This window comes from Paraburkholderia sp. UYCP14C (genome assembly GCF_004197395.1).
Classification (GTDB): Bacteria; Pseudomonadota; Gammaproteobacteria; order Burkholderiales; family Burkholderiaceae; genus Paraburkholderia.
Map to the genome: position 1 here is coordinate 21,626 of NZ_SELS01000025.1, position 12,438 is coordinate 34,063.

14 protein-coding genes are annotated in these 12,438 nt (G+C 66.4%); 10 read left to right on the forward strand and 4 right to left on the reverse strand.

Going from position 1 to position 12,438, the window contains the following annotated elements:
• Positions 1-3: 3 nt before the first annotated feature.
• From EVC45_RS22680 to EVC45_RS22715, 8 genes are all read left to right on the forward strand, one after another.
• Positions 4-573: a DUF3280 domain-containing protein gene (locus EVC45_RS22680; RefSeq protein WP_129960480.1), complete on the forward strand. Its 570-nt coding sequence runs from the start codon at positions 4-6 to the stop codon at positions 571-573.
• Positions 574-768: 195 nt separating this feature from the next.
• Entirely contained in the window at positions 769-1,791 is a 1,023-nt protein-coding gene (locus EVC45_RS22685) for a MoxR family ATPase (RefSeq protein ID WP_129960481.1), read from the forward strand.
• A 20-nt stretch (positions 1,792-1,811) separates the two neighbouring features.
• A complete protein-coding gene (locus EVC45_RS22690; protein WP_129960482.1) occupies positions 1,812-2,735 on the forward strand; it encodes a DUF58 domain-containing protein in 924 nt (307 codons plus the stop codon).
• Complete coding sequence (locus EVC45_RS22695) at positions 2,732-3,655, forward strand: calcium incorporation protein MxaA (protein ID WP_129960483.1); 924 nt, start codon at positions 2,732-2,734, stop codon at positions 3,653-3,655. Before EVC45_RS22690 ends, EVC45_RS22695 begins: the two co-directional genes overlap by 4 nt.
• Positions 3,652-4,638 carry a VWA domain-containing protein gene (locus EVC45_RS22700; RefSeq protein WP_129960484.1) on the forward strand — a complete coding sequence of 329 codons (987 nt, stop codon included), beginning with the start codon at positions 3,652-3,654 and terminating at the stop codon, positions 4,636-4,638. The genes EVC45_RS22695 and EVC45_RS22700 overlap by 4 nt, the downstream gene beginning before the upstream one ends.
• Positions 4,635-5,180, forward strand: a complete 546-nt coding sequence (locus tag EVC45_RS22705) for a tetratricopeptide repeat protein (protein WP_129960485.1) — start codon at positions 4,635-4,637, stop codon at positions 5,178-5,180. The genes EVC45_RS22700 and EVC45_RS22705 overlap by 4 nt, the downstream gene beginning before the upstream one ends.
• The gene (locus tag EVC45_RS22710) at positions 5,177-6,163 is read left to right on the forward strand and encodes an MxaL protein (RefSeq protein ID WP_129960486.1); all 987 of its coding nucleotides are present in this window, start codon (positions 5,177-5,179) and stop codon (positions 6,161-6,163) included. Before EVC45_RS22705 ends, EVC45_RS22710 begins: the two co-directional genes overlap by 4 nt.
• Before the next feature lie 425 nt (positions 6,164-6,588).
• Positions 6,589-7,128, forward strand: a complete 540-nt coding sequence (locus tag EVC45_RS22715; protein WP_248295216.1) for a hypothetical protein — start codon at positions 6,589-6,591, stop codon at positions 7,126-7,128.
• A 39-nt stretch (positions 7,129-7,167) separates the two neighbouring features.
• On the opposite strand, the gene EVC45_RS22720 is transcribed toward EVC45_RS22715, so the two are convergent.
• Positions 7,168-8,142, reverse strand: coding sequence for a GlxA family transcriptional regulator (locus EVC45_RS22720; RefSeq protein WP_129960488.1), 975 nt, complete (start codon positions 8,140-8,142; stop codon positions 7,168-7,170).
• Between the two features lie 152 nt (positions 8,143-8,294).
• On the opposite strand from EVC45_RS22720, the gene EVC45_RS22725 reads away from it, so the two are divergent.
• Both EVC45_RS22725 and EVC45_RS22730 read left to right on the forward strand, forming a co-directional pair.
• Positions 8,295-8,978: a DJ-1/PfpI family protein gene (locus EVC45_RS22725; protein ID WP_129960489.1), complete on the forward strand. Its 684-nt coding sequence runs from the start codon at positions 8,295-8,297 to the stop codon at positions 8,976-8,978.
• 113 nt (positions 8,979-9,091) lie between these two features.
• The gene (locus tag EVC45_RS22730; RefSeq protein ID WP_129960490.1) at positions 9,092-9,532 is read left to right on the forward strand and encodes a zinc-finger-containing protein; all 441 of its coding nucleotides are present in this window, start codon (positions 9,092-9,094) and stop codon (positions 9,530-9,532) included.
• A gap of 14 nt (positions 9,533-9,546) precedes the next feature.
• On the opposite strand, the gene EVC45_RS22735 is transcribed toward EVC45_RS22730, so the two are convergent.
• The 3 genes from EVC45_RS22735 to EVC45_RS22745 are packed head-to-tail and all read right to left on the reverse strand — an operon-like array spanning position 9,547 to position 12,246.
• Positions 9,547-10,284, reverse strand: coding sequence for an ABC transporter ATP-binding protein (locus EVC45_RS22735; RefSeq protein WP_129960491.1), 738 nt, complete (start codon positions 10,282-10,284; stop codon positions 9,547-9,549).
• Entirely contained in the window at positions 10,281-11,147 is an 867-nt protein-coding gene (locus tag EVC45_RS22740; RefSeq protein WP_129960492.1) for an ABC transporter permease, read from the reverse strand. Before EVC45_RS22740 ends, EVC45_RS22735 begins: the two co-directional genes overlap by 4 nt.
• Positions 11,148-11,175: 28 nt before the next feature.
• Positions 11,176-12,246 (reverse strand): aliphatic sulfonate ABC transporter substrate-binding protein, encoded by a 1,071-nt coding sequence (locus EVC45_RS22745; protein ID WP_129960493.1) that lies wholly within the window; start codon positions 12,244-12,246, stop codon positions 11,176-11,178.
• Between the last annotated feature and the right edge of the window lie 192 nt (positions 12,247-12,438).

Here is a 12,438-nt window from a genome sequence, read left to right on the forward strand (position 1 = left end):
GTGATGCGTGCACGGCTTTCGCTTCGCATCGCCGCGTTCGTGCGTCGCGCGGCGGTGCTCTGCGCGACCGTGTTTTGCGTGGGCTTTGCCGGCATCTTCGTGATGGGCATCGTGGCGGCGCGCGCCGAGCCGGTAAAGATCGCGGTGCTGAACTGCGGCCTGATCGACGATAACGCCGCTTACAACGATGCCGACACCAACCGCGCGCAAGCGGCACGCATCGAGATGGTCAGCGATACGGTGCGCGCGCAGCTCGGTGCGAGCCAGCGCTACCGCGTCGCCGACAACGCGCGCGCGTCCGATCTGATCGCGCGGCTCGGCGCCGCGCAAGACCTGACCACCTGCGACGGTTGCGCGCGGCAGGTCGGCCGTGCGCTGGGCGTCGAACAGGTGGGTGTCTGCTGGGTGCAGAAAGTCAGCAACCTGATTCTCAATCTGAACCTGCGTGTCGAGGACGTCGCGAGCGGCAAGACGTTGTTCCAGCGCTCGGTCGATATCCGCGGCAATACCGATCTGTCGTGGCGGCGCGGCGCGACCGCACTCGTCGGCTTGCTGGTGAACGGGGAGTCTTAGACCGCGTCGATGGCACAGTCTGTACCCGGCCGTCGTGACAGGCTGCCAACTTTTCGCATTCGATTTAACTGTGGGGTACCGTGCGCGCGATCGGCATGAACCGTGCTTGAACGGAAGGCTGGCAAGTCTTGAAGCGCGTCGACGTTCGAGCGTCGCGCAAATAAACGCCGGCCACCACGGAAGGGGATCGCAGCGATGGATTCTGGCGAGCAGCTTCAGGACTGGCGCGCTCACGCCCAGCAGATCGAAAACGAAGTCGCGAGAGTGGTCGTCGGTCAGCAGCAAACGCTGAGGCTCATCAACGTCGCGCTGTTCGCGCGCGGCCACGTGCTGCTCGAGGGCGGCGTCGGAGTCGGCAAGACGACCGTGTTGCGAGCATTCGCGCGGGTGGTCGGCGGCGACTTCGAGCGCGTCGAAGGCACGATCGATCTGATGCCGGGCGATCTCGTCTATCACACCTACGTCGATGCCGACGGCAAGCCGCGCATCGAGCCGGGCCCGCTCTTACGCCACGGCGAACAGTTGACCACCTTCTTCTTCAACGAGATCAATCGCGCGCGCCCGCAGGTGCAATCGCTGCTGCTGCGCGCGATGGCCGAGCGTTCCGTGTGGGCGTTCGGCCGCGAGCACCGCTTTCCTCATATGACCGTGTACGCCGACCGCAACAAGGTCGAGAAGGAGGAGACCTTCGAGCTCGCGTCGGCGGCGCGCGACCGCTTCCTGTTCGAGCTGAACATGCCGACGCCGACCGACGAGGAAGCGCGCCGCAGTCTCGTGTTCGACACGAGGTTCCATGACGTCGATGGCCTGCTCGCGCAACTGACACCGTCGATCGTGCCGTGGGAACAGTTGAACCGGATCGGCGCGGCGATCCAGCAGGGTGTGCAGGCGAGCGAGACGATCGAGCGCTACGTGCACGACATCTGGCAGGCGACCGAGACGCCGGCGCACTTCGGCATCGCGCTCGACGGCGTCGACATGCAGCAGCTGATTCTCGCGGGCGCGAGTCCGCGCGGCATGAGCGCGCTGTTGCGGGCCGCGCGCGTGGTCGCGTGGCTCGCGGGACGCACGCATCTGATTCCGGAGGACATCCACGAAGTGCTGCTGCCGGCGCTGGGTCATCGCGTGTTCTTCACGCCGATCTACGAGTTGCGCCGTCAGGAGCTGGCCGAAGCGCTGATCGCGCGGATCGTCGCGAACGTCGCCGTGCCTCGCTGAACGCCGGCGCGCGCACCACGATGAACGGCATCGCCGAATTCCACTATCGTCTGCCGATGCGCGCGGCCGGCGCGCGGCCCGGTTCGCATCCCGGCTCGAGCTTCGGCTCGGGCCAGCAGTTCGCGATGCACGGCCGGCTGTTCGACTATCCGGATCCGCGTCGTCTCGACCTGCGGGCGAGCTTGCGCGCGGCGCGCGACGAGTGGCTCGTGCGCGTGCATCTGCAGCGCGTCGCGGTGCCGGTGATCGTGATCGTCGACGTGTCGGCGTCGATGCAATTCGGCACCCGTAAAACGAAGCTGGAGGTTGCTGCCGATTTCGTCGAAGCGCTCGGCCATAGCGCGTTCCGAGTCGGCGACCGGCTCGGCATGCTGGCGTTCGATAGCGGCGAACGCGACGACCTCTTCATGCCGGCGCGCACCGGGCGGGGCACCGGCTCGCTGCTCGCGAGCATGCTGCGCGAATGCGCGGGTGATACGGGTGGGCTTGCGGTTGATCGTCACGGCGACCGTGAGGCGGAAAGTCAGCCCGAACGCCACGCCAGCCACGCGCCCGTCGAAGGATTGCGGCGTTGCGCGATCCGTCTCGCCGGACGCCAGGCGCTCGTGTTCGTCGTGTCCGATTTCCACTGGCCGCTCGCGCGACTGTCGCCGGTACTCGACATGCTGGTGCATGCGTGCGTGGTGCCGATGGTGGTGTGGGACGCGGCCGAGATCACGCCGCCGCACCACGCGTCGCTGCTGGCCGTCAACGATGCGGAGACCGGCGAGGAGCGTCGCGTGTGGCTCTCCCGCGGCGTGCGCGAACGCTGGCACGAGGGCGTCGCGCGCCGTCGCGACGAACTCGCCGCGGTGTTCGGCGCGCGCGGCATCCGGCCGTTCTACGTCGAAGGCGCGTTCGATCCGGAAGCGATGTCGCGCTACTTTCTGGAGGTGACGGCATGAGCGCGCGCGGTGGGCGCGGTGGCGCCGCGCGTCGGGCGGCGATGCGGGTGCTGATCGCGTCGCTATGCGGCGGCGCGTTCGTGACGGCCAGCGCCGCCGTGGTGACCCCGGTCGTTCAGGAGCCGCGCGCGTTCGGCTACGTGCTCGGCGATGTGCTGACGCAGCGCGTGCTGCTGGAGGCCGACGGTCGCGACATCGGCGCGGTCACGCCGCCTTCGATCGGGCGTACGGGCGTGTGGCTCGAACGCCGGCCCGTAACGCTCGAAACCGATGCCAATGGCCGCAAGTGGATGGTGATCGCGTATCAGGTCGTCAACGCGCCGCAGACGCTCACGCAGATCACGTTGCCCGCGTTGACGTTGACGTCGGCGGCGGGCACCCAATTGCAGATCGCCGAATGGCCGGCGAGCATCGGGCCGTTGACGCCGCCAACGGCGTTCGCCGCCGGGGACCTGCAGCCACTGCGGCCCGATCGTCAGGCGCCGATGCTGGGGACGGCCGGCTGGCGTCGGCAGATCGCGTGGGCGCTCGGCCTGCTGCTCGCGACGCTGCTCGCGTGGGCGAGCTGGTGGTGGGCGCGCAACCGGCGCGAGTCGGCGCGGCTACCGTTCGCGCGTGCATGGCGGCAGATGCAGCGGCTGCCGGAGGCGCCCGCCGCTTCGTCGAGCGATGCGTGGGTGTGCCTGCATCGCGCGCTGAACGAAACCGCCGGCCAGGTCGTGCATGCGGCTTCGCTATCCGCGTTGCTGGCGCGCGCGCCGTATCTGCAACCGCTGCGCACGCAGCTCGAACGTTTCTATCAGGCGTCGGCCGAGCGTTTCTTCATGCCGGCGCCGCATGCCGTCGAGCATCCGGGCGAGCTTTCGTTGCACGCGCTGTGCCGTGCGTTGTATCGGGCGGAAAGGCGCCATCAGCGATGACCATGAACCTCGATTTCGCCTTTCCGTGGATGCTGGTGCTGCTGCCGCTCGCCGCGCTGCCGCTGCTGCGACGGCGCAGCGACACGCTGGTGTTTTCGAGCGTCGCGTGGCTTCCCGCCGACGATCTCGGCCGCGCGGCCGGCTGGATCGCGCGCGGCAGCGCGGTGCTGGCGATCGCGGCGATCGTCGTCGGGCTGGCCGGGCCTGGGCGCTCGCAGTTGCAGGTGCTGCGCACCGGCAGCGGCGCGCAGATCCTGATCCTGATGGACCGCAGCCAGAGCATGGACGAGCCGATGGGCAGCAAGGGCGTCGAGGCGCCGCGCGGCGACTCCAAGAACCTCGTGGCGCGCGCCGCGTTGACGCGCTTCGTCGAGCAGCGGCCGAACGACCGGCTCGCGTTCATGATGTTCGGCACCAACCCCGTGCTGGCGATGCCATTCACATACAACCATCGCGTGATCGAGGCCGCGGTCGCGGCCACGGCGATCGGACGCGGCATGCCGGACACCGAGCTCGATCGCGGCATGCTCGCGGCGATCGAGCAGTTCGACGGGCGCTTGTCGTCGGGCCGCCGCGCGATCGTGCTCGTCTCCGATGGCGGCGCGTTGCTCAGCGAAACGATGCGACGGCGCATCGAGGCTGGACTGCAACGCAACGGGATCGCGCTGTACTTCATCTATTTGCGCAGCAGCGTCTTCAGTCCCGATCTGAACGCGACGCTGCCCGTCAGCGGCGCGTCGGCCGAAGCCCAACTGCATCGCTTCTTTCTGACGCTCAGGACGCCTTACAGGCTGTTTCAGGCAGAAGATCCGAAGGGGATGATGGCGGCGATCGCGGAGATCAACCGGCAGCAGAACAAGACGACGACGTTCATTGAGCATCTGCCTCGCCAGGACCTGAGTCCGTACTGTTTCGCGCTCGCGCTGTTCTGCTTGGCGTGGCTGGTGTTGTTGCACCAGTTGCAGGTCAGGAGCTGGGCATGAAGCGCGCGCTGATCCACACGCTGTTCGGCACCGTGGCGATCTGCTGCGCCGCGTGGGCCGGCTATGGCTTCGTTCGTTTGCAGCACGCGGAGCGCGTCGATCAGGCGATTGTTTCGGCCAATGCCGCTGCGCGCGGCCAGCCCGCCGACGACGACCCGCGCGAGGTTCAGCTGGCCCGCGCTATAGCGCTGTCGAAAGCGGGCGCCTACGACGCGGCGGCGCGGCTCTATAACGGTCTGATCCCCGAGGGCAGCCCGCCGGATGAAATCGGCCGCGCGGCGCTGTTCGATCTCGGCAACCTGTACCTGCGCGAAGGCAGCGGCGACACGGCGCAGACGGTCCGGTCCCTGCCGATGATCGGCGAGGCCAAGGCGCGCTACCGGCTCGCGCTGCGCGCGGCGCCCGACGATTGGGACGCGCGCTACAACCTCGAACGCGCGCTGTGGCTTGCGCCGGAAACGCCGTCCGCGCTTGCCGGGCCCGATGTGAAAGAGCAGCACAACGTCACCGTGCGCGACGCGCAGAGTCAGGACTTGCCATGAGCGGCGTGCGGCGCGAGCGCGGCTTCGCATGGTTGCGTCACGCGTTGACGCCGCTCGCGCTCGTCGCGTTGATCGCGGCGGTCGCGATGCCGGACGTCACGTTGCCGCGCAACACGTTTAACTACATCGTGACGTTCGACATCACGCAAAGCATGGATGTCGAGGACGTGGTGCTCGACGGCGCCCCGGTCAGCCGGCTCAAGTTCGCGCAGGCCGCGATGCGCGACGCGCTCGGGCGCTTGCCGTGCGGCTCGAAGGTCGGCTGGAGCGTGTTCACGGGGCAGCGGGTGTTGCTGCTGATGTCGCCGGTCGAAGTCTGCGGCAACTACGACGCGCTGCTGGCGTCGCTCGACGGCATCGACGGGCGCATGCGCTGGACCAACTGGAGCCGCATTGCCGAGGGCGGTGTGTATTCGGCGGTGCGCGTCGCGCAGCAGGTGCGCGGCGCGGCCATCGCGTTCGTCACCGATGGCCAGGAGGCGCCGCCGGTGTTGCGCCCGCTGATGGAAGGCATCAATGCAGCGCGCATCAGGGGCTGGCTGATCGGCGTCGGCGGCGACCAGCCGGCGGCCATTCCGAAGACCGACGCCGACGGCAACCGGCTCGGCTACTGGCAGGCCGACGACGTGATCCAGGTGCCGCCTACGCCGGGCTCGGGTGTGGCGGCGCAGACGCACGAGGAGCTGTCGGAATTGCGCGGCGAGTACCTGGCGTCGGTGGCTGGGCAGACTGGCCTCGACTATCGGCGCCTGCTGAATGTCACGTCGTTCGGCGATGCGCTGCTCGAGGCACGCTTCGCCCATCGCGAACCGGTGCCGACCGATCTGCGCTGGTGTCCGGCGTTGCTGGCATTGCTGCTGCTCGTCGCGCGCTTCATGCCCGACGCCGTTCTCGCATGGCCGCGCGCCTCGCGAAAGCGCATTCAAACGATCCTTCTGCTGATCGTGCCGGCATTCAATGGCCGGGCAACACGAGTCGACTGACGACCGCGAGCGCGAACGTTGACGCTGCAACGGTTGAAGGTACAGCTATCCGATCGAACAGAGTAGTTGCATGCGAAACCTCGCAAGAGTTGCCGGGATCGGCGCGACTCGCGAGGCTTGCGCCAGAAGCTTTTGCCGCTCTTCTATGCGTGAGAGCGTTTCCAGGAATCATTCTCAATCGTTTCACCTCGATCTCAACTCCGGCGTTGAGTCGCAAACGCGCACGCGCTCGTCGCACACGCGCTCGTCGCACACGCGAGGTAGCTCACACATTGACCTACCGGTACGCGAATGACTGACTACAATGTCTGAATGCAAGCGACGCTGCAAAGCGCTCGGTTCGACTGGGGCGCCCTGTCATGTGACGTTTCAATTCCTTCACGGGAGGCATGCCGATGACGTGCCAAAACGAAAGGATTGTCGGAGTGGTACTCGTCGTGATGAGCGGCTACGCGTTTGCGGACGGCCCCCTCGGCGAAGTGCCGCAAGCGATGATGGTCGCCAACATCGTCGCGTCACCCGTCGAAGTCGTGCCGCCCATTCCCGAGCCTCGGCGCTACTTCGAGCAGCAGCGGCAGCAGCACTATGCGATGGAGTATCAGGGCGATCTAGGCAAGCCGCTCCATCCGCAAATGGAGAATTACTATAGCGTGGACGTGACGCGCGATGTCCGGCTCGGCACCTCGAAGGCACTGGCGTCGTCCGGACCGGAGTTCGCGCCGGTGTCCGAACCGGGTGCAACCACTGCCGCGCAGGATCCTTCGAATCCTATGCATCTCGGTCCATCTACCGCGCCGCAATTGTCTATCGTTCAGATGAACGGTTCATCGCTGTCGATTGGTCAGTCACCGCAGCGACGCTTGTCCTTGACGGTCGATGACTGGGTGTTCTCCGGCACCGCGCGCGTCGCGGTTCTGCATTCTCACGATACGGCTGCGACGCTGATCGTCAAACGGCGCTACTGAGTGATGTCTGATGTCGATCGGGTGCACCGGCCGTGCCCGTCACGTCGACGAAAAGCGCTCGCGGTACATCTGCGGCGCCACGCGCAGCTGACGCACGAAGCTGCAGCGCATCGTTTCCTCGCTGCCGAATCCACATCGCGCCGCGATCCGTTTGATCGACCAGGAGGTCTCGCTCAGCAGCCGCTGCGCCGCTTCGATGCGTAACTGCTCGACCGCGCGGGCGGGCGTGCGGCCCGTTTGCGCCTTGTAGTGGCGCATGAAGCTGCGCTCGCTCATGTGAAGCCGGCCCGCGAGCGCGGGCACCGACAGGTCGGATGCGAGATGCGACGTCATCCATGCATGCAATTCGCCGAAACGGTCGTCCGCATGTTGCAGCGATAGCGTCGTGCTGAACTGCGACTGACCGCCCGGCCGCTTCAGAAACACGACGAGCTCGCGCGCGACGTCGAGTGCCAACGCGCGCCCGTGATCTTCTTCGAGCATCGCCAGCGCGAGGTCGATGCCTGCGGTGACGCCCGCCGACGTCCAGATATCGCCGTCGCGAATGAAGATCGGATCGGCTTCGACTTGCAGTTGCGGATACGCCTGCGCGAGTTCGTCGCAACGCCCCCAATGCGTGGCGACGCGCCGGCCGTCTAGCAATCCTGCCTCGGCGAGCAGGAACGCGCCCGAGCAGACCGAGGCGACACGTCTGCAATGCGGCGCGTGACGCTGCGTCCAGCGGATCAGACGCTGATCGGCCGAGGCCTCGCGAATTCCCCAGCCGCCCGGAACGATCAGCGTATCGACCGGCGCCTTCGCCGAGCGTAGCGAACCGGCAAGCACCGCGAGTCCCGACGACGACGTGACGGGCCCGGCAACAGCGGCCACGACGCGTGGCACGTACAGTTTGTCGAGCCCGCGCTCGGCGACGAGTTCATTGGCGGACGCGAATACCTGCAGCGGACCGCTGACGTCGAGCAGTTGCATGTTGGGGAAGGCGAGCAGCACGATGGAGCGGGGAGCGCTAGACATGTGATGTGTAGTGTTGTTGCAGCGAAAAGCTGTGGCAGAAACCAAGGGGACAATGGCAGTCTTGCCAAAGACTACGCGCATAGAATCGATCCGTCCACCTGCAAGAAATGGCAGATGACGTGTTTCGATTTCCCCTTCGATAAGGCATCCCTATGAACCTGCAAATCGGTTTTCTGGTGTTTCCGAAAGTACAGCAACTCGATCTGACCGGCCCGCACGACGTGCTCGCGTCGTTGCCGGGCGCCACGATGCATCTGGTCTGGAAGACACGTGAGCCCGTGGTGTCGAGCAACGGGCTCGTGCTGACGCCGAGCACGACTTACGAAAGCTGCCCGCCGCTCGACGTGATCTGCGTGCCGGGCGGAAGCGGCGTGACCGACCTGCTGCTGGACGAGCAAACGATCGACTTCGTTCGCCGGCAGGCCGCGAGCGCGCGCTATGTGACGTCGGTCTGCACCGGCGCGTTGCTGCTTGGCGCGGCCGGTTTGCTGCGCGGGCGGCGCGCGACGACTCACTGGGCGTTTCACTCGCTGCTGGAACCGCTCGGCGCGATACCGACGCATGCGCGTGTGGTCCGCGACGGCGATCTGATCACGGGCGGCGGCGTGACGGCGGGCATCGATTTCGGCCTGACCGTGGCTGCCGAACTGGCGGGCGTCGAAGAGGCGCGGGCGATCCAGCTCGAACTCGAATACGCGCCGGCGCCGCCGTTCGACGCGGGCGATCCGGCGTTGGCGCCGCAAGCGGTGGTGGAACTGGTCCGGGGACGGTCGGCCGAAACCTTGGCGGCGCGGCGCCGCGTAGTGATGGAGATCGCGCAGAGGCAGGCCAGCTAATCGCGAGCTTTGCATGCGGGGGCGGGCATTCCATTAAACTGTGTGGCTCTACCTGTTTCCGCTTGTCGGATCGATGCGATGAAGTATTGCGAATTTTCCCGGGGGCAAACCCCATGCGCGTAGGCAAGCCCGTCAAGGCACTGCCGCAGCCGTCATGCGACTACTGCGGCAGCCGCGCGTTGCTCGCGCGTTACGGCGAAGAGTCCTACCCGTATCGCAGCGATCAGGGGCCGCTGTGGATCTGCACCTCATGTCAGGCGTGGATCGGGGTTTATTCGCGCAGCAAACACAACCTGCCGCTCGGCCGCCTCGCCGACGCGACGTTGCGCGACGCGAAGAGCAAGCTGCACGATGCGCTCGAACCGCTCGTCGCCGGCAAGGTGCGCCGCGACGGCGTCAATGCGTTCGAAGCGCGCGCGAAAGCGATCCGGTGGGTCGCGACCGAGCTTGGCTTCGATCCTGTTCCGGCGAGCATTCACGCGTTCACACCGGAGCAGTGCGAACAGGCGCTGCATTATGTCGAGGCTTTTGTCGAGGCTCGGCGCGCGAGGTAGCGTCAGGTAGCCCGCTACATCTGCAGCAATACATCGCGCAGCGCATTCAACGACGCATCGCGCGGATTTCTCGGGCGCTGCAACGCGATTGGCAGTTCGCGCGCGATGCGGCTCGGGCCACCGGCACCTGCCGAGGACAACAGCAGCACGCGGTCGGACAGACTCAGCGCTTCGTCGAGATCGTGCGTGACGAGCAGCACCGTCGTGCCGCGCGCATGCTTCAACGCGAGCAATAACTGCTGCAGTCGCGCGCGCGTGATCGCATCGACAGCGCTGAACGGCTCGTCGAGCAGCAACAGTTCAGGTTCGTCGAACAGGCCACGGGCGAGCGCGACGCGCTGAGCCATGCCGCCGGACAGTTGCTTCGGCAGTGCATCGCGCACGCCTGCGAGGCCCACCTCGGCGAGCAGCGGGTCGACGCGCGGATCGTCTCCCGCATGCGGCCCCGCGGCAAACGCGATGTTGTCCGCCACGCTGAGCCATGGCAGCAGGCGCGGCTCCTGAAAGATCATGCCGACACGCGGCGAGGGCCCGAGCAACGGTACGCCGTCGATCAGCACGGCACCCGTGGCCGCGCGGTCCAGCCCCGCAACCGCGCGTAACAACGTGCTTTTGCCGCAGCCGCTAGGACCGACCAGGCTGACTATTTCGCCGCGCGACAGCGCGAACGACACCCGCTCGAACACGTTGCGCACGCCAAAGCGCCGCGTGAGTCCACGTACTTCTAGCAATGGAGCGAGTGGCCGATTCATCGCGCGGGCTCCGACACTCCATGCGTATCGCGCCAAGACAGCGCGCGTACCTCGATCGCTTTGAGCATGCCGTCGCTCAGTTTGCCGAGCAGCGCGAGCAGCAGGATCGCGCCGAATACCAGATCCGGGCGGCCGGTTTCGCGGCCATCGCTGAGCAGATAGCCGAGCCCGCGCGTCGCCGCGATCAGTTCGGCGGCGACCATGAACATCCACGCGAGGCTCAGTCCGGTGCGCAGTCCGGTAAAAATCTGCGGCATCGACGCGGGCAGCAGAATGCGCGTGAACAACTCGCGCCGGCTTAGCCGGTTCAGCTCGCCGAATTCGATCAGCTTGCGCTCGACGCCGCGAATGCCCGCCACCACGCTCAATTGCACCGGGAAAAACGCGCCGATCGCGATCAGCGTGATCTTCGGTGCTTCGTCGATGCCCATCCATAGCAGCAGGATCGGCACCCACGCGAGCGACGGAATCGCGCGCAAAGCCTGAAACGCGGGGTCGAGCAACGCATCGACGCGCCGGCTGAGGCCCATCGCCGCGCCGACCAGCAGCGCGAGCGCGGCCCCGATCGCAAAGCCGCCATACACGCGGATTACGCTCGCGCCCATATGTCGCGCGAGCCGCGCGGCGCCGAGATCCCATAGCGTCTGCGCGATCGCGCTCGGCGCGGGGACCAGATGCATCGGCAGGATCGACGCGCGCACGAGCGCCTCGATGACAGCCAGAAACACGATTGGCAACGCAATGCCCGCATAGCGCCACGGCCGCAACCGGTCGTGCGCGCGCGGCGGTTGCGTAAGTTCGCTACACGACGGGCACGGCGAATCGCGCCGTGCGAGCGTGAAAAGATTCCTCGTGGTGCTCATCGGCGTGCTCAGGTTTGGTGTGGGCGTTTCATTTCGCGCCGTTGCTCGCCGTCGCAATCACCGGTTGCGCGACTTTGGGGTCGACCAGCGCATCGATGATCGCGTTCAGATCGGTGCCGCTCTTCACGAGCTGTTCGTCGACCAGGATCGGCGCGGCGGCTTTGAGCGCGGCAATCTGCCGGGCGCCCGGCTGAGGCTGGCTGAAGTCGTTACGGCTCAACTGCAGCTTCGCGACCGGCAGCGATACCCTGGATTCCTCCGCGACGATTTTCGCGGTGTCGTCGGGATGAGCGGCGATCCAGACGCGGGCCTTTTCATAGACCTTCAGCACTCGCGCGAGCGCGTCCGGATGGTCGCGGATAAAGTCCTCGCGTGCGTTCAGAAAGCCCCACGTGTTGAAGTCGACGTTGCGATACAACAGGCGCGCGCCATCGTCGATCTGCGCGGCCGCCATGTGCGGATCGAGGCCGGCCCACGCGTCGACCTGGCCGTTCGCGAGCGCGGTGCGGCCATCGGGATGCTGAAGATTGACGATCTCGACATCGTCGCGCGACAGGCCCGCCGTATGCAGTGCGCGCAATGTGAACAGGAACGGATCGGTGCCCTTGGTGGCCGCGATCTTCTTGCCCTTCAGATCGGCGAGCGATTTGATCGGCGAGTCCTTGCGCACGACGAGCGCGGTCCACTCGGGCCGCGAAAAGATATACACCGCGCGAATCGGATTGCCGTTCGCCTTGCCGAGCACGGCGGCCAGTCCCGCGGTCGAACCGATGTCGATCGCGCCGCTGTTCAGGTATTCGAGCGCGCGGTTGCTGCCGAGGCTCAGCACCCACTTCACCTGCGTGTGGTCGGCGGCGAACTCCTGTTCGAGCCAGCCGTTGCGCTTGATCACGAGGCTTTCCGGCGAATAGTACGCATAGTCGAGCTTCAGCTCGTCTAGCGGCGCGGCGTGGGCTACGTGGGCCGCGCCGAAGATACCGGTTGCGAGCGCGGCCGCGACCGTCTTCAGCCAACCGCGCCGGCCGCGCTTGCGTTCGCCGTCGGATGTGCTTGCGCTGTGCGCTGTCGCGAAGAGTGAAATGCCCCGGGCCGGTGTCATCGATTGTCCTTGTAGTAGCGTGTGGTGGTCGTCCAATGTAAGCAGAGCCGCGACGCAAGCGAACCAATAAATGCTCACAATCAAAGCAGCTTTGGCGCTATGGCGGATAGCGGCGACGCAAAAGCAATGCCGCGTTCCAGTGATTAGCTATGCACGATTCGTTGGAACCGTACCGGTCAAAAGTGCCTATAG